The organism is Pilimelia columellifera subsp. columellifera, assembly GCF_039532605.1.
Classification (GTDB): Bacteria; Actinomycetota; Actinomycetes; order Mycobacteriales; family Micromonosporaceae; genus Pilimelia; species Pilimelia columellifera.
Map to the genome: position 1 here is coordinate 382,822 of NZ_BAAARY010000005.1, position 22,470 is coordinate 405,291.

Annotated in this window: 19 protein-coding genes; 13 read left to right on the top strand and 6 right to left on the bottom strand. The window is 69.5% G+C overall.

The genetic code is table 11. The features are described from left to right. Positions 1-66: 66 nt before the first annotated feature. Positions 67-366 carry a WhiB family transcriptional regulator gene (locus tag ABD287_RS08590; protein ID WP_344170863.1) on the bottom strand — a complete coding sequence of 100 codons (300 nt, stop codon included), beginning with the start codon at positions 364-366 and terminating at the stop codon, positions 67-69. 237 nt (positions 367-603) lie between these two features. Between ABD287_RS08590 and ABD287_RS08595 the strand changes: the two genes are divergently transcribed. Further along, positions 604-1,440 (top strand): helix-turn-helix transcriptional regulator, encoded by an 837-nt coding sequence (locus ABD287_RS08595; RefSeq protein ID WP_344170866.1) that lies wholly within the window; start codon positions 604-606, stop codon positions 1,438-1,440. Between the two features lie 68 nt (positions 1,441-1,508). On the opposite strand, the gene ABD287_RS08600 is transcribed toward ABD287_RS08595, so the two are convergent. Next, a complete protein-coding gene (locus ABD287_RS08600) occupies positions 1,509-1,904 on the bottom strand; it encodes a DUF5319 domain-containing protein (protein WP_344170869.1) in 396 nt (131 codons plus the stop codon). A gap of 171 nt (positions 1,905-2,075) precedes the next feature. On the opposite strand from ABD287_RS08600, the gene guaB reads away from it, so the two are divergent. From guaB to ABD287_RS08615, 3 genes are all read left to right on the top strand, one after another. Next, the gene (gene guaB / locus ABD287_RS08605) at positions 2,076-3,614 is read left to right on the top strand and encodes an IMP dehydrogenase (protein ID WP_344171032.1); all 1,539 of its coding nucleotides are present in this window, start codon (positions 2,076-2,078) and stop codon (positions 3,612-3,614) included. A 15-nt stretch (positions 3,615-3,629) separates the two neighbouring features. Further along, positions 3,630-4,748 (top strand): GuaB3 family IMP dehydrogenase-related protein, encoded by a 1,119-nt coding sequence (locus ABD287_RS08610; RefSeq protein ID WP_344170872.1) that lies wholly within the window; start codon positions 3,630-3,632, stop codon positions 4,746-4,748. A 70-nt stretch (positions 4,749-4,818) separates the two neighbouring features. Then, positions 4,819-6,243 carry a M1 family metallopeptidase gene (locus tag ABD287_RS08615; RefSeq protein ID WP_425565547.1) on the top strand — a complete coding sequence of 475 codons (1,425 nt, stop codon included), beginning with the start codon at positions 4,819-4,821 and terminating at the stop codon, positions 6,241-6,243. Between the two features lie 49 nt (positions 6,244-6,292). Here ABD287_RS08615 and ABD287_RS08620 read toward each other — a convergent pair whose 3' ends face one another. Beyond that, complete coding sequence (locus ABD287_RS08620; protein ID WP_344170878.1) at positions 6,293-7,480, bottom strand: LCP family protein; 1,188 nt, start codon at positions 7,478-7,480, stop codon at positions 6,293-6,295. A gap of 188 nt (positions 7,481-7,668) precedes the next feature. Between ABD287_RS08620 and guaA the strand changes: the two genes are divergently transcribed. The 4 genes from guaA (at position 7,669) to ABD287_RS08640 (ending at position 12,411) form a co-directional block, all read left to right on the top strand. Beyond that, positions 7,669-9,219 carry a glutamine-hydrolyzing GMP synthase gene (gene guaA, locus ABD287_RS08625; protein ID WP_344170881.1) on the top strand — a complete coding sequence of 517 codons (1,551 nt, stop codon included), beginning with the start codon at positions 7,669-7,671 and terminating at the stop codon, positions 9,217-9,219. Positions 9,220-9,312: 93 nt separating this feature from the next. After that, positions 9,313-10,260 (top strand): NUDIX domain-containing protein, encoded by a 948-nt coding sequence (locus ABD287_RS08630; RefSeq protein WP_344170884.1) that lies wholly within the window; start codon positions 9,313-9,315, stop codon positions 10,258-10,260. Between the two features lie 21 nt (positions 10,261-10,281). Further along, positions 10,282-11,160, top strand: coding sequence for an NUDIX domain-containing protein (locus tag ABD287_RS08635; protein WP_344170887.1), 879 nt, complete (start codon positions 10,282-10,284; stop codon positions 11,158-11,160). 351 nt (positions 11,161-11,511) lie between these two features. Next, entirely contained in the window at positions 11,512-12,411 is a 900-nt protein-coding gene (locus tag ABD287_RS08640; protein ID WP_344171035.1) for a CDP-alcohol phosphatidyltransferase family protein, read from the top strand. Between the two features lie 104 nt (positions 12,412-12,515). Here the strand turns inward: ABD287_RS08640 and ABD287_RS08645 are convergent, their stop codons facing one another. Further along, the gene (locus ABD287_RS08645; RefSeq protein ID WP_344170890.1) at positions 12,516-13,778 is read right to left on the bottom strand and encodes a phosphatidylserine decarboxylase; all 1,263 of its coding nucleotides are present in this window, start codon (positions 13,776-13,778) and stop codon (positions 12,516-12,518) included. Positions 13,779-14,214: 436 nt separating this feature from the next. Between ABD287_RS08645 and ABD287_RS08650 the strand changes: the two genes are divergently transcribed. From ABD287_RS08650 to ABD287_RS08670, 5 genes are all read left to right on the top strand, one after another. Beyond that, the gene (locus tag ABD287_RS08650; RefSeq protein WP_344170893.1) at positions 14,215-15,843 is read left to right on the top strand and encodes a peptide ABC transporter substrate-binding protein; all 1,629 of its coding nucleotides are present in this window, start codon (positions 14,215-14,217) and stop codon (positions 15,841-15,843) included. A 116-nt stretch (positions 15,844-15,959) separates the two neighbouring features. Then, positions 15,960-16,970: an ABC transporter permease gene (locus ABD287_RS08655; RefSeq protein ID WP_344170896.1), complete on the top strand. Its 1,011-nt coding sequence runs from the start codon at positions 15,960-15,962 to the stop codon at positions 16,968-16,970. Then, a complete protein-coding gene (locus tag ABD287_RS08660) occupies positions 16,963-17,916 on the top strand; it encodes an ABC transporter permease (protein ID WP_425565536.1) in 954 nt (317 codons plus the stop codon). The genes ABD287_RS08655 and ABD287_RS08660 overlap by 8 nt, the downstream gene beginning before the upstream one ends. Before the next feature lie 7 nt (positions 17,917-17,923). Next, a complete protein-coding gene (locus ABD287_RS08665; RefSeq protein WP_425565537.1) occupies positions 17,924-18,964 on the top strand; it encodes an ABC transporter ATP-binding protein in 1,041 nt (346 codons plus the stop codon). Continuing rightward, positions 18,957-19,967: an ABC transporter ATP-binding protein gene (locus ABD287_RS08670; protein WP_344170899.1), complete on the top strand. Its 1,011-nt coding sequence runs from the start codon at positions 18,957-18,959 to the stop codon at positions 19,965-19,967. Before ABD287_RS08665 ends, ABD287_RS08670 begins: the two co-directional genes overlap by 8 nt. A gap of 71 nt (positions 19,968-20,038) precedes the next feature. On the opposite strand, the gene ABD287_RS08675 is transcribed toward ABD287_RS08670, so the two are convergent. Both ABD287_RS08675 and ABD287_RS08680 read right to left on the bottom strand, forming a co-directional pair. Further along, the gene (locus ABD287_RS08675) at positions 20,039-20,335 is read right to left on the bottom strand and encodes a chorismate mutase (RefSeq protein WP_344170902.1); all 297 of its coding nucleotides are present in this window, start codon (positions 20,333-20,335) and stop codon (positions 20,039-20,041) included. Positions 20,336-20,573: 238 nt separating this feature from the next. Continuing rightward, positions 20,574-22,436, bottom strand: a complete 1,863-nt coding sequence (locus tag ABD287_RS08680) for a bifunctional metallophosphatase/5'-nucleotidase (protein WP_344170905.1) — start codon at positions 22,434-22,436, stop codon at positions 20,574-20,576. Between the last annotated feature and the right edge of the window lie 34 nt (positions 22,437-22,470).

Consider the following 22,470-nt stretch of genomic DNA (forward strand, 5'->3'; position numbering starts at 1 on the left):
TTGGCCTGGTTTCGTCACTGATGGGGTCCGCGAGACGCCGGCGATCTTTCAGTCCTTTTGCGCCGATCAGGCGGTTCGCTGAAGCGGCAACCGGCCGGTGGCGAGGATGCGGTTCCGTTCCCCTTCGCCCAGACCACCCCAGATGCCGTACGGCTCCCGTACCTGTAGCGCGTGCTCCAAGCAGCGGCGGCGCACCGGGCAGGCGGCGCAGATCGCTTTGGCGCGGTCCTCGCGGCGTCTGCGGGCGGCGCCACGTTCCCCTTCGGGGTGGAAGAAACGCGCGCTGTCGCGTCCCCGGCAGGCGCTGTGGCGTTGCCAGTCCCAGGCTTCCGCGACCGGTGTCGGCAATCTGCGCACATCAGACATTTAGGTACTCCTTCTGTGCGGAACCGTTTGTGTCGCCCCGAGGGCGTAGGCGTTTAGCCCTGAGCGTCGTTTATTTACCCGGGGGCGCGAGTTCGTACACCTCGGCTGCGGGGCAGCGCCAGTAACGATCGAAAGCCCGACAGGGAACTGTTCGGAACTTTCCGCTTGTTTCCCCCGAAAGCACGTAATGATCAAACGAACGCGTGGTCTCCTCCATAGAGGAGAGGGGAAGAATCAGTGCGAAGCGTCCTCGTGTGCGTCCGGTCATCGCCCGCCGCCCAGACGGTCGCCACCTGTGCGGCCCGGCTGGGGCTACAGGCACAGGTGCGGACCGCCATGTCGGAGGCCGAGGTCATCGCCCGGCTCGCAGAGCGACCCGCCGATGTCATCCTGGCCGATGTAGCCGTGACCCGTTCCGACACCGTCGGCTTCACCCGACGGGTGCTGGCGCGCGCCCCCGGGGCGATGCTGGTGCTGTTCGGGGCGGAAGATCCAAGAGTGGCGGCGGCGGCGGTCGCCGCCGGGGCCCGCGCCCTCATCCGGGGCACCGACGACCTGGTCAGCACCGTGGCCAAGGCGGTTCTCCTGCTGGGTATGCCCAGCAGGACCGTCGGCTCGGCCGCCGGCGCGCCGTTGCCGGCGACGACCGCGATGCGCTCGGCGAACGCGCCGACCCGTTTCGGCGCCCCACCGGGCCGCCGTCCCGGGTTGGCGGGCGACCCGCGCGCCGCCGGCTCGGCCGAGATGCTGGCCGACCCGGCCTCCCGGGGCGGGATGCCGGTGCCGGCCCAGCGCGGAGACTTCGCCGACCCGGCCGAGGCCGCGCGGGCGGCCCGTCTTCCCGGCGACCCCAACTACGGCATCCCGCCGGTGCGCCGGGTGGTGCTCACTGAGCGGGAGATGCAGGTGCTGCGCGGGATGGCCGACGGCAAGAGCAACGCGGAGATCGGCCGCGAGCTGTTCGTCTCCGAGGACACCGTCAAGACGCACGCGCGTCGGCTGTTCCGCAAGCTGGGCGCCCGGGACCGGGCACATGCGGTAGCCGCCGGCTTCCGCGCCGGCCTGGTCGTCTAGAGCCGGCGTTCCTGCGCCGAGAGCCGCCCCGCTCACCGGGGCGGCTCTCGGCGTCTCTGTGGTCTGGGTCAGTTCTCGCTGGCGTCGTGCTCCCCGATGGCGTCGTGGACGCCGTCGGCGTAGCCGCGGGCGTACTCCCAGGTGACGTAGTTGTCCGGGTCCGGATCGAAGGCCGGCTCGTGCATCCGCGGCCGACCCGAGGCCAGCAGGTGTTGGAGGTTGGCGCGCAGCAGGTCCCAGTCGAAGTAGTGGGCCTCATGGCAGTCCTCGCACTCAATGACCAGACCCCGGACCCCGGCGGGACTCAGCAGGGTCTGGTAGATCTCCAGATCGGCGAGGTCTTCGAGGACGTCGTGGCGCTCGACCTCCGACAGCGGGGCGCCCACGTCGTCGTCAGGCTCGTCCAGGCCGGCGGACGGGTCGGCGGGATCGCCGCTGAACGGGTCGATCGGCTCGTCATGCACCGCTCAACCGTAGCCCGACCGGCTGCCGAGTGGGGACCTGCGTCAGCATGCCGCGGCGGCGACGATCACGACGGGTTGCCGGCCGGGCGCCGTGACCGTCGTCAGGAGAGGCCGGAGCGCTGGGTACGATGAACCCCACGCCGCCGCCGGAGGGACCCGTACATGCCTCTGATGCCCGATCCGTCCGATCCCGGAACCGCCAGTCAGGAACTGCCCTACACGCTGCCGTCGGTCGAGACGCTGCCCTGGGGTCTGACCTTCGACGACGTGCTCCTCATTCCGGGCGAGTCGGATCTGGTCCCCAGTCAGGTCACCACCTCGACCCGGCTCACCCGCACCGTGCGTCTCAACATCCCGCTCGTCTCCAGCGCGATGGACACGGTGACCGAGGCCCGGATGGCGATCGCCATGGCCCGTCAGGGCGGCATCGGAGTGCTGCACCGCAACCTGTCCGTCGAGGACCAGGCTGCTCAGGTCGACCTCGTGAAGCGCTCCGAGTCCGGCATGATCACCAACCCGGTAACCTGCTCGCCGCAGGACACCCTGCGCGACGTCGACAACCTCTGCGGCCGGTTCCGGATCTCGGGTGTGCCGGTGACCGATCCGCAGGGGCGGCTGGTCGGCATCGTCACCAACCGCGACATGCGTTTCGTCTCCGACCTCACCACGCTGGTCCGGGACGTGATGACCCCGATGCCGCTGGTCACCGCCCCGGTCGGCGTCGGCAAGGACGACGCGCTGGCGCTGCTGCGTCAGCACAAGATCGAGAAGCTGCCGCTGGTGGACGACGCGGGCGTGCTACGGGGCCTCATCACGGTCAAGGACTTCACCAAGAGCGAGCAGTTCCCGCTGGCGGCCAAGGACGACGCCGGCCGGCTCCGGGTCGCCGCGGCGGTCGGCGTCGGCGACGACGGCTACAAGCGGGCCCGCGCGCTCATCGACGCCGGCGTCGATGTGATCATGGTCGACACGGCGCACGGCCACAACCGGGCCGTCCCTGAGCTGGTAGCCCAGCTCAAGCGGGAGTGCGACGTCGACATCGTCGGTGGCAACGTCGCCACCTACGCCGGCGCCAGGGCTCTGGTGGAGGCCGGCGCGGACGCGGTCAAGGTCGGGGTCGGACCCGGCGCCATCTGCACCACCCGGATCGTGGCCGGCGTCGGCGTCCCGCAGCTCTCCGCGATCATGGAAGCGGCCCGCGCCTGCCGCCCGGCCGGCGTGCCGGTGATCGCCGACGGCGGCGTCCAGTACTCCGGCGACATCGCCAAGGCGATCGTGGCCGGCGCCGACAGCGTCATGCTCGGCAGCCTCTTCGCCGGCTGCGAGGAGAGCCCCGGCGAGCTGATCTTCATGAACGGCAAGCAGTTCAAGTCGTACCGGGGGATGGGCTCGCTGGGCGCGATGGCAGCCCGTGGCCCGGCGGCACAGTCCTACTCCAAGGACCGCTACTTCCAGGCCGACGTCACCGACACCGAGAAGCTCATCCCCGAGGGCATCGAGGGTCAGGTTCCCTACCGGGGTCGGCTCGCGGTCGTCGCCCACCAGCTCGTCGGCGGGGTCCGGCAGGCGCAGTTCTACTCCGGCGCCGACAGCATCACCGCGCTCCAGCAGCGTGGCCGGATGGTCCGCATCACGTCGGCGGGCCTGAAGGAGAGCCACCCGCACGACATCCAGATGACCGTCGAGGCCCCGAACTACCACTCCCGCTAAGGAGACACCCCTACCATGCGTGACGTGGTCGAGCTCGGCCTCGGCAAGATCGCCAGCCGTGGGTACCACCTGTCCGATGTGGCCATCGTGCCGAGCCGGCGCACCCGGGACGTCGACGACGTCTCGACTGCCTGGCAGCTGGACGCCTACCCGTTCGACATCCCCTGTGTGGCCCACCCCTCGGACGCCACCATGAGCCCCGAGACGATCATCGCGCTCGGGCGGCTCGGCGGCCTCGGCGTGCTCAACGCCGAGGGCCTGTGGGCCCGCTACGAGGACCCGACCAAGCTCCTCGCCGAGCTGGGTGACCTGGACCCCGAAGGCGACGCCACGGCGCGGCTCCAGCAGGCGTACGCCGAGCCGATCAAACCCGACCTCATCGCTGAGCGGGTCCGTCAGATCCGCGCCGGTGGGGTGACCGTCGCGGTGCGGGTGTCGCCGCAGCACACCCTCGCGCTCGCGCCGGCGATCGTGGCGGCCGGCGTCGATCTGCTCGTCATTCAGGGCACGATCGTCTCGGCCGAGCACGTGTCGGCCAACGACGACGCGTTGAACCTCAAGGAGTTCATCGCCGACCTCGAGGTCCCGGTGATCGTCGGTGGCTGCACCGACTACAAGACGGCGCTGCATCTCATGCGCACCGGCGCCGCCGGGGTCATCGTCGGCGTCGGCGGCGACGACTGGGCCACCTCCGACAGCGTCCTGGGCATCCGCGTCCCGATGGCCACCGCCATCGCCGACGCCGCCGCGGCCCGCCGCGACTATCTGGACGAGACCGGCGGCCGGTACGTGCACCTCATCGCCGACGGCGACATCCAGACCTCCGGCGACATCGCCAAGGCGATCGGCTGCGGCGCGGACGCTGTCATGATCGGTGAGCCGTTGTCGCGCGGCGAGGGCGCCCCTGCCGGTGGCGCCTGGTGGCACTCGGCGGCCAGCCACCCGAAGCTGCCGCGCGGCGCCTACTGCGAGGCCGATGAGCCGATCGGCAGCCTGGAGACCCTGCTCTACGGCCCCGCCGACCAGCCCGACGGCGAGCTGAACCTGTTCGGCGGGCTACGTCGGTCGATGGCCAAGTGCGGCTACAAGGACGTCAAGGAGTTCCAGAAGGTCGGTCTGGTTCTCGACCGCTGACCGGACACAACAAGGTGAGGGCAACCGCGTGAGGAATCAGGTTCCGGTGGCGGCCGCGCTGGTCGCGGCCATGGCGCTGGTCGGCTGCACGCCTGAGCGCGACAGCGCGCCCCAGGCCGCGCGGGGGGCCGGCGTGTGGTCCGTCGTGCCCCAGCCGACCGGCCCCCGGCCCGGCTCGCCGGGCGCCGGCGATCCGTACTTTCCCAGCTACGGCAACGGCGGCTACGACGTCACCGACTACGCCGTGAAGGTCCGGTTCAACCCGGCCACCGACGCGGTCACCGGAACGACGACGGTGACCGCCAAGGCCGCCGTCGACCTGTCCCGGTTCAATCTGGACCTGCACGCGTTGACGGTCGCGTCGGTCACTGTCGACGGGGTGGCGGCCACCCACACCCACGTCCAGGACGAGCTGGCCATCTCCCCGGCCACCCCGCTCGTGGCCGGTAAGCAGTTCGTGGCGGTGATCAACTACGGTGGCCAGCCCCGCCGGAAGCCGAACGCCATGCTCGGCGCCGGTGGGTTCCTCAACACCGCGGACGGGGCGATCGCCCTGGGTCAGCCGGAGTCTGCGACGACGTGGTTCCCGGTCAACGACCACCCGTCGGACAAGGCCCGGTACAGCTTAGAGATCACCGTCCCGGCGGGCCTGACGGCGCTGTCCAACGGCAAGCCCGGCCCGACGACGACAACCGCCGGCTGGACCACCTGGAAGTGGTCCGAGAGCACCCCGATGGCCAGTTACCTGACGATGGCGGTGATCGGCAACTACCGGGTGAAGCGTTCTGTCCACAAGGGCCGGCCGGTCGTCACCGCGGTTCCCGCCAGCGCTCCCGCCGGTTCCCTGGGCGAGCTGACGATGGCCAAGACGACAGCCGTCGCCGACTACCTGGAGACGGTTTTCGGGCCGTACCCGGTCGACGCGTACGGCGGCGTGGTCGTGGACGCCCGCCAGATCGGCTACGCGCTGGAGACCCAGAGCCGTCCGGTGTACGGGCCGGGGTTCTTCACCGACGAGAAGTCCGCCGACGCTGTGCTGACCCATGAGCTGGCGCACCAGTGGTTCGGCAACTCCGTGGCTTTGGACCGCTGGCAGGACATCTGGCTCAACGAGGGCTTCGCCTCGTACGCCGAGTGGTTGTGGACCCAGCAGCAGGGCGGCCAGAGCGCCCAGGAGCAGTTCGACGTCGCGTACCGGACCAGCCCGGCCTCGATCTGGCGGGTGCCGCCGGGCCGTCCCGGGCCGGCCCGGATCTTCGACGGCTCGGTGTACCGCCGGGGCGCGATGACCGTCCACGCGTTGCGCGTGACCATCGGCGACGAGGCCTTCTTCCGGCTGCTCAAGGAGTGGACAGCCACCCACCGGGACGGCAACGTCCGGACCGCCGACTTCGTCGCGCTGGCTGAGAAGGTCTCCGGACGGCAGTTGGACCAGCTCTTCGACGCCTGGCTCTACGGTGTCACCCGGCCACCGCTACCGACCGCCGGCGCCTGATGCCCGCCGCTGTCCCTGGGCGGCGGCCCGCGACCAGCGGGCCGCCCGCTCAGCGGGAGTGGGCCAGCTTGGGGTTCTTAACCAGAAACGGCGCCACCGTGCCGCCGCGGACAGCGGCGAGGAACTGGGCGCCCACCGGTTTGAGCGACTCACCCCGGTAGGCGCTGCCCACGCCCACGCCGGCGCCGGGCAGGCTCACCAGCGTGATCTTCGCTGGTGAGACGTTCCGCAGGGTGAAGGCGAAGTCGGTCACCGCCTGGCCGCGTCCGTCGAAGGTCAACGAGTCACGCAGCGCGGTGAGGACCTTGTCCAGTTTCGCCGGATCGGTGTGCGCGTTCGTCTGCGCGACCTTCGTGAGGATCGCCCGGATGAGCTGCTGCTGGTGCTTCTGCCGGGTGTAGTCGCCGCCGGTCAGGTACCGCTGCCTGCTGTAGTCCAGGGCCTGCCAGCCGGTGAAGCGGCGTACGCCGGGCTGGTAGACCATCTGCGGTCCGAGGTAGCCGGTGCTGCTGGCGCCGGGCCTGCGGTGTTCGCCGTTGGGTTTGCGGTGGATCGAGACGACTTTCCGGTCGACCTTCATGTCGACGCCGCCGAGGGCGTCGACGAGCGCGGTGAAACCGGGGAAGTCGATGACGGCGCCGGCGTTGAAGCTGATGCCGGTGTGCTTGGTGACGGTGGCCGCCAGCAGCTCGAAGCCCTGGGCCCGGTCCGGTTTGGCCTTGCCGGGCACGACGCTGCCGTAGCTCATGGCGTGGGTGAGCTTGGTGCGCTCGCCCGGGAAGTTGGCCTTCTTGAACGCGGGGATGTTGACGATGAGATCCCGTGGCAGGGAGTACAGGTACGCCTGGTCGTGGGCGGCCGGCACGTGCATGAGGAGGACGGCGTCGGCGTGCGGGCGCCAGTTGGGGACGCTGACACGGGGGTCGATGCCGACGATGAGGAAGTTCAGCGGTCCGCGTAGCTGCTGCCCGGTGACGGTGACGGTGGCCGGGCGGGCGCTCGGCGCGTTGGACGGGCTGGGGCTGGCATCGCCGAACAGGTTGGCCGACTGGGGCGTGTACCGGCTCTGGGCGGCGTTGACGGCGATCGCGCCGCCGCCGAGCAGCGCCAGGAGGAGCACCCCGACGGTCGTCAGGATCCAGACGCGGCGCCGCCGGATCGTGGCGGTCGGCCGGTTCGCGGCGTCGGCCGCCACTGCGTCGGCTGCCGGTGCGGCGTCGGCGGGCTGCTCGGTCATTGGTCCCCTCCCCAGTGGGCGAAGGCCCATCATGGGCGCGGACAGCCTGCCGGCCGTACCCCCCGACGGCTGGTGCTGGGGGCCCGCGAGGTCGGCGTTGTGAGCCGGTTGGCCTACATGCGGCGTATTTGTCACAGCGGGCCGCCGCCGCTGACCGGGGCGGGCTGGCAGCTCGGTAGACTTTCCTGATGAGCACGCCCCGCCCCGTCCTCGTCGTTGACTTCGGCGCCCAGTACGCCCAGCTGATCGCCCGACGGGTGCGTGAGGCGCGGGTCTACTCCGAGATCGTCCCGTCCTCGATGTCGGCCGCGGAGATGCTGGCCAGGGACCCGGCGGCGATCATCCTGTCCGGTGGTCCGTCGAGCGTCTACGAGCCCGGCGCCCCGCAGGTCGACCCCAAGATCTTCGACGCGGACGTCCCCGTCTTCGGCATCTGCTACGGCTTCCAGGCGATGGCCGCCGCCCTCGGCGGCGAGGTCGCGCACACCGGCGCCCGCGAGTACGGGGGCACGCCGGTCGTCGTCGCCGCCGACCCGGGCGTCCTGCTGCGTGGCCTTCCGGCCGAGTTCAACGTGTGGATGAGCCACGGCGACGCGGTGGCCACGGCGCCGGCCGGTTTCACCGTGACCGCCTCGTCGTCGGCGCCGGTCGTCGCGTTCGAGGACCTCGCGACCCGTCGGGCGGGCGTGCAGTTCCACCCCGAGGTCGCGCACACCGAGCACGGCCAGACGATGCTCCAGCGATTCCTCTACGACATCGCCGGGATCGAGCCCGCCTGGACGCCGTCGAACATCATCGACGACCAGGTCGCGGTCATCCGTGAGAAGGTCGGCGACAGGCAGGTCATCTGCGGCCTGTCCGGCGGCGTCGACTCGGCGGTGGCGGCGGCCCTGGTGCACAAGGCGGTCGGAGATCAGCTCACCTGCGTCTTCGTCGACCACGGCCTGCTGCGGGCCGGTGAGGCTGAGCAGGTGGAGAACGACTACGTCGCGGCCACCGGCATCCGGTTGAAGGTCGTCAACGCTCAGGACCGGTTCCTGTCGGCGTTGGCCGGGGTCACCGACCCGGAGACCAAGCGCAAGATCATCGGACGCGAGTTCATCCGGGTCTTCGAGGCGGCGGCCCGGGAGGTCGACACCGAGCGGCACGTTGAGTTCCTGGTTCAGGGCACCCTCTACCCGGATGTCGTGGAGTCTGGCGGCGGCGACGGCGCAGCCAACATCAAGTCCCACCACAACGTCGGCGGTCTGCCGGACGATCTCCGGTTCGCGCTGGTCGAGCCGCTGCGCACGTTGTTCAAGGACGAGGTCCGCCAGCTCGGTCTGGAGCTGGGCCTGCCGCCGGAGATGGTGTGGCGGCACCCGTTCCCCGGCCCGGGGCTGGCGATCCGGATCATCGGCGAGGTGACGGCGGACCGGCTGGACCTGCTGCGCGAGGCTGATCTCATCGCGCGCGAGGAGCTGACCGCCGCTGGCCTGGACCGCGACGTGTGGCAGTTCCCGGTCGTGTTGCTGGCCGACGTTCGCAGCGTCGGCGTGCAGGGCGACGGCCGCACCTACGGCCACCCGGTGGTGTTGCGTCCGGTGTCCAGCGAGGACGCCATGACCGCGGACTGGTCCCGGCTGCCGTACGACCTCGTCGGGCGGATCTCCACCCGGATCACCAACGAGGTCCGCGAGGTGAACCGGGTGGTCCTGGATGTCACCAGCAAGCCCCCGGGCACCATCGAGTGGGAATAGCGCATAGCGCATGAACTCGTACGAGTGAACGAACTGTCAGCAATCTGACACTTTGGTAATGGATGTTGGTCGGGTTCGGACAGTATCGACGTCGTGACCCCCGCTCTTGAGCCGCTACGCCGGATTGCCGCGTACGCCGTCTGCGCCGACGAGATCGGCCGATTCCTGCTGGTCCGGGCTTCGACCCGGGCAGGCGCCCCGGGTGTGTGGTCGTTGCCCGGCGGCGCCGTCGACCACGGCGAGGACCCGATCCACACGGTCGTCCGGGAGACGGCCGCCGAGACCGGGCTCTCGGTCGCCGTCACCGGCCTGTGTGACGTGCTCGCCGACATGCGCTCACTCCCGCACCGCGGCATCACCATCCACACCGACCGGCTGCTCTACACCGGCGCGGTGCGTGGCGGCACCCTGCGGGACCGGATCGGCCAACCCACCGACCTGGCCCGCTGGATGACCCCGGCCGAGGCCGAGCGGCTGCCCCTGCGACCCTTCACCGCCACCGTGCTCGGGCTCCCGCCCGGCCCGGTGGACCTACGGCCGGAGGAGGCGCCCGACTTCCCGTCCTTCTACGCCATCCCCGGCCCGGACGGCCTGCATCGGGCGCAGCGGTTCGCCGCCTACGCGGTCGCCACCGACCCGGCGGGTCGGCTGCTGCTCACTCAGATCGCGCCGACCTACCCCGGCGCTGGTCAGTGGCACCTGCCCGGCGGCGGCACCGACTACGGCGAGCAGCCCGGGCCGGCCCTGCTGCGGGAACTGGTCGAGGAGACCGGCCAGCATGGCCGCATGGTCGAGCTGCTGGGCGTGGCCAGCCACCGGGACGCCGCGTCGCTGGGCCCGGAGGGCTACCCGATCGACTGGCACGGCGTGCGGGCCTTCTACCGGGTCGTCGTCGACGATCCGACACCGCTGACCGTCGTCGACGTCGGCGGGTCCACCTCCGCTGTCCGCTGGTTCGCCCCAGGCGAGCTGATCGACCTGCCACCGAGCGCGTTCACCGAGGTCACCGAGGAGGCGATCCGGGCAGCCGGGCTGCGCTGAGCGTCCCGGTACCGTCAACGGATGCGACCCAGCCGACGGATCGCCGCCTACGGCCTGGCTACCGACGCCGTCGGGCGGGTTCTGTTGACGTGCCCGGCCGACGCCACCCGTCAGCCGGGGCTGTGGCGGTTGCCGGGCGGAGCGTTGCGTCACGGTGAGCACCCGGCCGAGGCGGCGGCCCGTTGGGCGCTCGCCCAGACCGGACTACGGGCGCGGGTGCGCCGCGTCCGGCAGGTCTGTTCTGACGTGCTGCCACTGGTCGGCCTCGGCCTCGTCGAGCACACTGATCGCATCGTCTACGAGCTTGCGGTCGATCCTGCCCCGGACGTGGGGGCAGCCGTCTGGCTGTCGCCCGCGGAGTTGGCGTCGCGTCCGCTGGCGGGCTTCGCCGCCCGGCTGCTGGAGGCCCCGGCGGCCCCTTGGGCCTCGGCCGCTCCGCCATACCCGTCCGACCCCGCCGCGCCCGACGCCGCAACCGGGCAGCGATTCGCCGTGTACGGCCTGGTCACCGATCCTGAGCAGCGGATTCTGCTCGCCAGGATCGCGTCCGGCTACCCTGGGGCGGGTCTGTGGCACCTGCCTGGCGGTGGCTCGGAATTCGGCGAGGATCCCGTCGATGCGCTGCGACGTGAGCTGTGGGAGGAGACCGGGCAGCGCGGGCACGTGACCGGCCTGCTGTCGGTCTCGCACCAGCACAACCCGGCGGCCCCGTGGCGGGGCCGGACAGTCGACTGGCACACCGTCCGGGTGGTCCTGACCGCAACGGTGGGTCAGCCGACCCCGGCGGTGGTTACCGAGGCCGCCGGCTCAACGGCAGCGGCCGCCTGGGTGAGCCGGGAACATGCTGTGACGTTGCGGTTGTCCGAGGTCGCGGCGGCGGCGCTCGCGACCATGGTCTGACCCCGAGCACGAATTGCCATGCTGCTGCCACCATGCCCGCTTCCCGACGAAAACAGGTCAACATTCTAGCGCTCGATGTGGCCATAAGGGGTGTTTCGCTGGCCTGCCCACCGCTTCGCGGTATCGCCAAGGTCGCGTTTCTGTGGGATGGTGTAGGCCGTTCACGTAGCTGCGACTACGGGTTTTTCGTAGCTACGAGGTTTCCGGAAGCTACGAACCGAACGAGCCGATGGTCAGAGTGTGACGAGCGACCGTCGTGCCGTGATGGAGGAATTCGTGCCGAGAGTGCTCTGGCGTCGGCCTCGTGCCGACAGCCCGCGCCCCGGTGGCAGCCGCCGCTGGTCTGGCGGACTGCGTCGCGGCGGTAGCATCGCCCGCCAGGTCCTGCTGGTGCGCGTGGGTCGCCGCGGCGCCCAGACGAGCGGCGTCGATCCTTTGGTCGAGCGGTTGCCGCGTCAGGGCGCCCTCTCGCGGATCCGGCCCCGTCGCGCCGCGTCCGTCCCTGCCGACGCCGGCAGGCTCATCGTCGCCCAACCCCCCGCCGCCGCCGCGCCCGTGCCGCTGCTGCCCGGCGAGCAGACGCTCTCCCGCCGCGTGAAGTTCGCGTTGGTCAACGTCGCTACCCTGAGCAGCATCGGGCTGGGACTCACCGCCATCCTGGTGGCCATGCATGGGCAGGCGCAGGTCGCGGCCGCGTTGCTGGTGGCCTGCGTCCTGTTCGACGGCCTCGACGGCGCGCTCGCCCGCCGGTTCGGCGTCTCCAGCCCGTTCGGGGCACAGATGGACTCCTTGGCGGACATGTGCTCGTTCGGCCTGGCCACGCCGGTCGTCGTGTATGCCTCACTAGCCGGCACGGTCCCGCCCGCGGCCGCGGCGGTAGCGTGCGCCCTGGTCGCCGGCTCCGCGGCGATCCGACTCGCCCGCTTCAACGTCTCGCCCCAGGACGGCCGTTTCTTCAGCGGCGTCCCGACGACGATGGCCGCGGCGGTGCTGGCGGTCGTGGTGCTCATCGGGCTGCCGATCCCGCCGCTGGCCCAACTCGGCGGTGTCGCCCTGCTGGGGTTCGCCATGGTGTCGAGCTTCCCTTACGCCAAGCTCGCCCGGCTCGCGACGCTGCCACCGTGGATCTGGCTGGCGCCTCTGGCCGCCGCGTTCGTGGACTGGCGGGCCACCTTCGGCCTCATCGTCCTCGGATACCTGATCAGCGGCCCGATGCTCTGGTGGCGCCACCGCCGTGCCGCGGCCATCTGACGCTCAGGATCCCGTAACGCCGCTATCTATTAGTCGACTCAACGGCAGCGCGGGTCCCCCGGTATCGGGGGACCCGCGCTGCCGCCGTCGCACGAGCCTCGCCGCTACGCGCCCGCGGGCGTCGCGATCCAGTGCGCCACCACGGTGTTGCCGCCCAGGACCCGGTCGCCAGGGGCGACTACCACCCGCGCCGTCTCCGCCGGCAGGTAGATGTCGGTCCGCGAACCGAACCGGATCAACCCGAACCGCTCGCCGCGCGCCAGTAACGCCCCGATCGGCGCACGCTGCACGATCCGACGAGCGATGAGGCCCGTCCGCTGCGCCACGACAACCCGCCCGGCTGTCGTGTCGAGCACCGTGTACGCCGCCACGTTGTGTTCGGCCCCCGGTTTCATCGCAGCGGCAAAGCCACCATCGGTGACGAAGTAGTCCACCACTCGGCCAGCCACCGGTGACCGGTTGACGTGAACATCGAGCACTGAGAGGAAGACTGCGATCCGAAGGTACTCATTTTCCGGACCGAAACGGTCGTCAGTGATCCGCTCCACGGCCAGAACCCGTCCGTCGCTGGCCGCCACGATCGCGCTCCGATCCTCGGGCACGTCCCGCTGCGGGTCCCGGAAGAACGCCGCGACCGCCGGGGCGGCCAGCGCAGGCGCCCACCATAGGCGTCGACTGCGCCGACCGGCGCGCATGAGGCCGGCAATCCCGAGCGCGATCCCAGCGGCGGCGACGCCGTTGGAGTCGATGTGCATGTTCCGGGTCAGTGGCACGCTCGACGTGCGGGCCGCCGGCGCCAGTCGGTCGGCCGTAGCCGGGCTGGCCTCGGTGTACCGCAGTCGGTGCACCCGGACCGGCGGTCGCTGCCGGAGCACCAGGTCAGACCCGACCCCGAACAACGCCGCCTGGCGCTCAAGTTCGGCGGCGGCCGACCCGCCGCCGAAAGCGGCCGTCGCGACGCACAGGACGGCGCCGTCTGCCAGGTACTTGCCCAGCTCCGCCAGGCGCTCGCGGGTCTCCTCAGCAGCGCCGTCGACCGGCGCCCCGATGATGACCACGTCAGCGGCCTCGGCCTCGGCCAACGAGTCGACGATCTGCACCCGCTCGGCCACCCAGCTACCGAGGCTGGTCAGGTGAGCGCGCAGCGCGCTCGCTTGCTCGGCGCCGACGATGGTGAGGCGGTCGCCGGGCAACAGGCCGTCGAGGACCGCGGCGAGCACCGGTGAATCGGGCGTCACGTCCAGGAGCAGACCGGTCTTGGGTCCGCGGTCGCGCGTCAGTTCGGTGGTGAGGATCTGCGCGGCGCGGTCGCTGAGCGGGAGGGAGGGCAGTTTCCCGCTGACGGGCAGGGCGGGGGAGTTCGTCATGGCGTTGGGCTCCTCGCGGTATGGGCGTGGGGCGAATCGTCCCAGGCGCCAGCATATTGGCTCGGCGGGGCCGCCGCGGACGCGCTGGGCGAGGTAACCCCCATTACTAATGAGGCAATTTGTCGGCGATGGCGTTTTTGGATTTCGGATTGCCACTGTGTTGCGGTCGGATAACCATTCCGGTCGCTGTTGGGCGCTCTGTACGAGTCGGCGGCAGGCTGTGGGAGCCACCGCTGAGGTCATCGCCGCTGCGCTGGCGCCGGTGCGGGTTGCCTGGTAGGGGTCGGTACGATGACCCCCCGTGCCGGTCGTGTCCATTGACGGGTGACCCTGCCGCACGTATCGGCTTGATAACAGCACCTTCACGCGAAACGCGATGCGGTGCACAGTGTCACTCACCTCACACCCTTCGTGAGCGCCCTGAGGAGGCATTCCCATGCGCGGGAGCACCCCACGTAATCTGGCGGTCGGCCTGACTGCCCTGGCTTTGGTTGCGACCGGTTGCGGCGGCGACGACAACGCCGCCGGCGGCAAGACCGGTGGCGAACTTCGCGCCTTCGCGACGGAGCCGGCGTTCCTGCTGCCGTCCGCCGGTGACGACGAGCCGTCGATCAACGTCATTCGTCAGATGTACCGCGGTCTGGTCAGGTACGACGTCAAGAGCGGCGAACCGGTGAATGACCTGGCGGAGTCGATCGAGTCGACCGACAACAAGGTCTGGAAGATCAAGATCAAGGACGGCCACAAGTTCACCAACGGTGAGCCGGTCAACTCCGACGCCTTCATCCGCTCCTGGAACTTCGCGGCCTACAGCCCGAACGCCCAGAACAACGCGTACTTCATGAAGCGCATCGCCGGCATCGACGACGTGACCGCCGAGGACCCGGACGGCGACGGCCCGAAGAAGGCTGGCGAGCCCAAGGCCAAGGAGCTGTCCGGCCTGAAGAAGGTCAGCGACCTGGAGTTCGAGGTCACCCTGAAGGAGCCGTTCTCGGGTTTCACCGCGGTGGTCGGCTACAGCGGTTTCTTCCCGATGGCTGATGCCTGCCTCAAGGACCACAAGAAGTGCAACGAGGAGCCGATCGCCAACGGCCCCTACAAGATCGAGGGCAAGTGGCTGCGCAACCAGAGCGTCACCCTGGTCCGCAACGACGCCTGGATCGGCGAAAAGGGCAAGGCGGACAAGATCGTCTTCAAGATCTTCGCTGACGTCAATGCCGGCTACGCCGCCTTCCAGGCCGGTGAGCTCGACGTCATGTACACGATTCCGCCGGAGCGGTACACCGACGCCAAGGGCAAGTACGGCAGCGGCCTCTACGAGGCGCCGGGCAACTCGTTCACCTATGTGGGCCTGCCGCTCTACAACAAGAACTTCGAGGACGTCCGGATCCGCAAGGCGATCTCCATGGCCGTGGACCGGTCGGCGATCGTCAAGGCTGCTTTCGATGACCGCTTCGTCCCGGCCACCGGCCTGGTCTCGCCGACCTTCCCCGGTTACCGCGCCGATGTATGCAAGGCGTGCAAGCTCGACGTCGTCGAGGCCAAGAAGCTGCTGGGTGAGGCTGGCGGCTGGAAGGGCGGCAAGCTGACCCTGTGGGCCAACGCCGGCGCCGCCCACGAGAAATGGCTGCAGATCTTCGGTGACCAGGTCAAGCAGAACCTGGGCATCGACTACGAGCTGAAGGTCAACCTCCAGTTCCCGGAGTACCTGGCCACTGCCGACAGCAACAAGTTCACCGGCCCGTTCCGCCTCGGCTGGGGCCCGGACTACCCGGTCATCGAGACCTACCTCAAGCCGCTCTACGGCACCGGTGGCTCGAGCAACAACACCACCTACTCGAACCCGAAGTTCGACGACCTGATCAAGCAGGGTGACGCGGCCAAGGACGTTGACGCGGCCATTCCGTTCTACAACCAGGCCGAGGACGTCGTCCTTGAGGATATGCCGGTGATCCCGCTGTGGTTCAACAAGGAGGCCGTGCTGTACGGCGACAAGATCAGCGAGGATGGCTTCGCCTATAACCCGATCTCTGATGTCGACTATGGACAGGTCAGCTTCAAGTAACACCGCTGCAGTAACGCGATAGACACCACTCTGCAGCACATCGCCGTACCAGGGATGTGGCGGCAACGGGCCCTAGCTCGTTGCCGCCACATCGTTCGAGAGGAGGGCCCCGGCAAATGGGGCGCTATGTAATCAGACGGTTGCTCCAGTTCATCCCCACAGTTCTGGGCACCATGTTCCTGCTTCACTACCTCACGTCGGTCGCCATGCAGTTCGGTGGTAACCCAGTGCGTTCGCTGTTCGGCGACCGGACGCCCAGCCCGGCCCTGATAGCGGCGATCTCCGAGAAGTTGGGACTGAGCGATCCCTGCCTGACCCAGAAGTTCAACCCCTGCGGTGGGCTGTTCCTGGATCGTCTTCAGAACATCTTCTTCCACTTTGACTTCGGCGTGAACCTGCACGAACGGCCGGTCACCGACATCGTCGCCGACGCCGCGCCGTTCACCATCAAGATCGCGCTCATCGCGCTCGTCTTCGAGGCGGTTGTCGGCATCTCGATCGGCATCTGGGCCGGTCTGCGCGGCGGCAGCTTCCAGGACTTGCTCGTCAAGGTCTCCACGGTGTTCGTCATCTCAGTGCCGATCTTCGTCCTGGGTGTGCTCGTCCGGGAGTTCGTGGCCGTCAAGTTCGGCAACTACCTCAGCACCTTCGACTGGGTGCCAGAAGTGATCTCGAAGGGCGTCCTCTCGCCGGTATACAAGCCGGAGTACCCGTTCGCCAGCCTGATCCTGCCTGGCCTGGTGCTTGGCGCGATCTCGCTGGCGACCACCGCCCGGCTGACCCGGACCAGCATCATGGAGAACATCCGCGGCGACTACGTCCGCACCGCGCGGGCCAAGGGCCTGACCCGCAAGCGGGTCATCGGCGTCCACACGCTGCGCAACTCGCTCATCCCCGTCATCACCTTCCTGGGCGTTGACGTCGGCGCGCTGCTCGGCGGCGCCGTGGTCACCGAGCGGATCTTCAATGTCCCCGGCATCGGCTCGCAGGTCGCCCGGGCGGCGGTTAACGGCGAGGCCAGCGTCGCCGTCGGCATCGTCACGATGCTCGCTCTGGTCTTCCTGATCGCCAACCTTCTGGTTGACCTCCTGTACGCCGTGCTCGACCCGAGGATTCGCTATGAGTGACCCGATTGACTCCAACGTGCCCACGGCCCAGCCAGGAGACCTCAAGACGCCGGTCGGCGGCGAGGCGGCGGCCATGGCCTCGAACTCCCTGACCAAGGAACGCAACGCCAGCCTCTGGGCGGACGCCTGGCGGCAGCTGCGACGGAACCCGGTCTTCATCATCGCGGGGATCTATGTGGCCCTGGTGACGTCGATGGCGCTGTTCCCGACGCTGTGGACCAGCCAGGACCCGCGGGCCTGCAACGTCGAGAACTTCCGCCAATCGCCGAGCGCCGAGCATATCTTCGGCACGAACACCCAGGGTTGCGACTACTTCTCGCACGCCGTGTACGGCGCCCGGCCGTCACTGCTCATCGCGCTCCTGTCGACGGTGGCGATCATCGTGCTCGGCGGGCTGCTCGGCCTGCTGGCCGGCTTCTACGGCGGCGCGGTCGACGGCATCATCTCCCGGGTGATGGACGTCTTCTTCTCGCTGCCGTTCCTGCTCGGCGCCATCGTGTTCCTGACTCTGATCAAGAAGCAGAACGTCCTGACGCTGTCCTTGGTGCTGGTCGTCCTCGGTTGGACCACCATCGCCCGGATCATCCGAGGGAGCGTGATCTCCGCCAAGAGTCTGGACTATGTGCAAGCGGCCAGGGCGCTCGGCGCGACGAACAGCCGGCTCATGTTCCGGCATATCCTGCCCAACGCGACCGCGCCCATGATGGTCTACGCGACCATCATGTTCGGTGGCTTCGTGTCGGCCGAGGCGACGCTGACCTACCTGGGCGTCGGGCTCCAGGCGCCTGCTCAGTCCTGGGGAATCATGATTTCTAGTAATGAGCAGTACTTCCTTCTGCACCCGTATCTGCTGGCGTTCCCGTGCGCGTTGCTGGTCGGCACCGTCCTGTCCTTCATCCTCATGGGCGACGCGCTGCGCGACGCCCTCGACCCGAAGCTGCGGTGATGTTGTCGTGAGCACAACAAATCTGATCGCGACGGTGGACGCGCTGCCGGGGCTCGACCCGAGCGCCCCGCCGCTGGCGGTCGAGAACCTCCAGGTTGAGTTCCGGACCGACATCGGGGTAGCCAAGGTCGTCAACGGCGTGACGTTCAGCGTCAGCGCCGGCGAGACTCTGGCGATCCTGGGCGAGTCCGGATGTGGGAAGAGCGTCACCGCCCAGGCCATCATGGGCATCCTGGACACCCCGCCCGGGTTCGTCACCGGAGGCGAGATCCGGTACCGCGGCGTCGACCTGCTCAAGCTGTCGGAGCAGCAGCGGCGGGTCGTGCGTGCCAACAAGATCGCCATGATCTTCCAGGACGCCCTGTCCGCGCTGAACCCGGTCTTCACCGTCGGGTTCCAGCTCGGGGAGCTGTTCCGCAAGCACCGCGGCATGTCCCGGGCCGACGCCAGGAAGCGCTCGATCGAACTGCTGGACATGGTGAAGATCCCGGCCGCCAAGGACCGGGTCAGCGACTTCCCGCACCAGTTCTCCGGCGGCATGCGTCAGCGCGTCATGATCGCGATGGCGTTGGCGTTGGACCCCGAGGTGCTCATAGCCGACGAGCCCACCACCGCGCTGGACGTCACCGTCCAGGCCCAGGTCATGCAACTGCTCGCTGAGCTGCAGGCCGAGCGGAACATGGGCCTGATCCTCATCACCCACGACATGGGCGTCGTCGCCGACGTGGCCGACCGCATCTCGGTGATGTACGCCGGCCGGGTCGTCGAGGAAGCCCCGGTCTACGACATCTACGCCAACCCGGCGCACCCGTACACCAAGGCCCTGTTGGAGTCGATCCCCCGGGTCGACCTCAAGGGCCAGCAGCTCCGGGCGATCGGCGGCCTGCCGCCGGCGTTGACGAACCTGCCGCCCGGCTGTTCCTTCGCCCCGCGCTGCCGTTATGCGCAGGACGTCTGCCGGCAGTCGCCGGCGCCCCAGCTGCACACGGTCTCGCCCTCGCGCGGCGCCCGGTGCCACTTCTGGCAGGAGGTGATCGGCGATGAGTGATGTCGTCCTGGAGACCCGAGACCTGGTCAAGCACTTCCCGTTGACCAAGGGGATCCTGTTCAAGAAGCAGGTCGGCGCGGTCCGTGCTGTCGACGGCATCAGCATCACCCTGCGTAAGGGTGAGACGCTGGGCATCGTCGGCGAGTCCGGCTGCGGCAAATCCACGCTGGCCAAGCTGCTGGTGGGCCTGGAGAAGCCCACCGCCGGATCGATCGTGATCCAGGGGCGCGACACCTCCAGGCTGAGCCCGGCTGAAACGCGTCGCGCCCGGCGCAACCTCCAATTGGTCATGCAGGATCCGTACACCTCGCTCAACCCCCGGATGACGGTCGGCGACATCGTCGGCGAGCCGTTCGAGATCCACACGGATGTCATTCCCAAGAGCGGGCGTCGGACGCGGGTCAAGGAGCTGTTGGATCTGGTGGGTCTGAACCCCGACCACATCAACCGCTACCCGCACCAGTTCTCCGGCGGGCAGCGGCAGCGCATCGGCATCGCCCGGGCGCTGGCCGTGAACCCGGAGATCATCCTGTGTGACGAGCCGGTGTCCGCGTTGGACGTCTCGGTCCAGGCCCAGGTGGTCAACCTGCTGCAGAAACTGCAGAAGGAGCTGGGCCTGTCGTATATCTTCATCGCCCACGACCTGTCGGTGGTGCGTCACATCGCCAACCGTGTCGGCGTGATGTATCTGGGCAAGATTGTGGAGTTCGGCAGCGAGACCGAGATCTACGACCACCCGAACCATCCATACACGCAGGCCCTGCTGTCAGCGGTGCCGGTCCCGGATCCGACTCTGCGCGGGCAACGGGCCCAGATCGTGCTTGAGGGCGACGTCCCGTCGCCGGCCAACCCGCCGTCGGGGTGCCGGTTCCGGACCCGTTGCTGGAAGGCGCAGGACCTGTGCTCGCGTGAGGAGCCCGCGCTCATCGTGCGCGACGGGCTCGGGCATCCGAGCGCCTGCCACTTCGCCGAAGAGCGGGACGTCACTCACGCGGTGCTCTGACCGCTCGTCTCGAACAGCCACAGTGGCTGGCCCGCCGCGGCTCGTCGTCGCGGGGGCCAGCCACTGTGTTGTCAGAGCCGGCCGCGGCCGGCCTGTAGGGCCAGCATCGCCAGTGGCACCCCGTCCGCGCCGAGCGCCGCCCGGTACCGGCGCAGGATCTCCCGCTCCCGGGCTAGCGCCAGCCGGGTTCCGCCGTCAGCGATCCGGGCCGCCCCGACCTGCCCGGACAGCTCGGCTCGTTCCTGCCACAGGTCGATGAGGGCGGTGTCGATGGCGTCGATGCGCTCTCGTAACGCGGTGATCCGGGTCACGCGGGCGGCGGTCGCCGCGGAGATGCTCGCGGCGGCATCGATGGTCAGGTCGGTCATGGCGTTTCCTCTCGATCTGGCCGCCGGCCTGATCCGAGCCCGCACCCGACACCCCCGAACACGATGTCGCCCCGGACTCGAACCGAGTCCGGGGCGACAGTGCCAGTGAGTCAGACGCTCACCGCGGCCACCACAGCTCGGTGCGGCCGCGCAAAGAATCGCGTCTGAACAGTCATGCGGTCGAGTATGGGAGGCTCCGACGCCCGCCGCAACCGAATCGCCGAACACCGACCGGATCTCAGCCCACCTTGGTGATCCGGTCGGCCGGTCCGGGCGCGACCGGCGACTGTCCGCCGAGGTAAGCGGTCAACGCGTCCACGTCGAAACCTGGGGCGACGACCCGGTCGGTCCCGCCGGTGAACAGGGAGAATCCGTCGCCACCGTTGGCCAGGTAGTCGTTGACGGTCACCCGGTAGCGCGTCGCCGGGTCGACGGGGGCGCCGTCGAGTGTCAGGGAGCTGACCCGGTCGCCGGGTGGCCGGGCCGTGTCGTAGCGGTAACGCGCCCCGGCGGAGACCTGAAGGATGCGTTGTGCCGTCTGGCCGGTGTAGCCGACGAACTGCTGCTCCAGCACCGCCTTGAGCTGGGCTCCGGTGAGCGTCTGGGTCACCACCAGGTTGTTGAAGGGCTGCACGGTGAACGCCTCCCCGTAGGTGACCTGCCCCGGAACCTCCCCGCCGGCCGTGTCGTTGAAGCCGATCGAGGCCCGTATCCCGCCCGGGTTCATCAGGGCCAACTGCGCGCCGGCCGCTTTCGTGTATGCCAGCTGCGCGTCAGCGATCACGTCGCCGAGCGGACTCTCGCCGTTGGCGCCAGCGACCCGGGTGATGTCGGCGGTGACTGTCCCGACGACCCGGTTGGCCAGCGGGGCGACCGCCGTCCGGTACTTGTCCGCCAGCCGCTTCGCCGCCGGGTCGACCCGGGCGGGGTCGCGCAGGTAGACACCGGGGGCGCTGGTCTGCCAGCCGCCGCCGCCGTCCGGGACGCCGTTGACGACGATTTCGTTACGGGCGTCGATCCGCGCGAACCGCCTGGTGCGTTGGTCGACGGCGATGTCGATGTCGGTGACGATCTGGCCGTTGCTGCCGGCGCTGGTGACGACGGTCCGGTGGCCGGCGGCGTTGTCCAGGGCGCAGGTGTAGTACCGGTGGGTGTGCCCGGAGACGACCAGCCCGAACTCGGGAACCAGGTTGCGGACGATGTCGACTACCGGGCCGGCGAAGTCGGCGCAGTCGGAGACGCCCGGGTCAGGCCCGCCCGGCGTCGCGTTCTGGGCGCCGCCTTCGTGCAGGAGCAGCACGAGCGCCTTGACGCCCAGCCGGCGCAGCCGAGCGGCGTGCCGGTTGGCGGTGGCGGCCTCGTCGAGGAACGCGACGTCCTTGACGCCGGCCGGGTTGACGATGCCAGCGGTGCCACGCAACGTTATCCCGACGAAGCCGACCATGACGCCGTCCACCTGCCGGACCGCCACCGGCGGCAGGATCGGCCGCTGGTCGGTCCGGCGGACGGTGTTGGCGGCCAGGTAGGTGAACCGGGCGCCGTCGAATCCGTCGCCGTCGGCGCAGCCGTCGACCGGGTGGCAGCCGCCGCGGGTCAGTCGCAGCAGCTCGGCGACGCCCTCGTCGAACTCGTGGTTCCCCACCGAGCTGATGTCCAGTCCCACCAGGTCCATCAGCTCGATGGTGGGCTCGTCGTGGAAGGCGGCGCTGACCAGCGGCGTCGCCCCGATGAGGTCGCCGGCGCCGACGGTCAGCGAGCGCCGCCCCTCGGCCGCGGCCCGCGCCCGCAGTTGCCGGAGCGAGGTCGCCAGGTACTCGATGCCGCCGGCGGGCGTGCCCAGGACGGTGGCGCCGCTGCCGCCGGGCGGGTCGATGGCGCCGTGGAAGTCGTTGTAGCTGAGCAGGTTTCCTCTGGCGAGGCCGCGTCGATGATCGGCAGGTTCGTCTCCCGGCTGGTCGTAGGCGACGCTGACCTGCGAGATCGTGGGCGTGACGGCGGACGCGGGGGCCGTGGCCGGGAGCGCGGTGAGGGCGCCTGCGGCCAGCAGAGCGGCCCCGAGACGGACGAGGGCCCAGCTTCGACGGGATCGATGTGCACTCATGGCGTCCATCCTGTATCAGCCGTCCAGCGTTGTT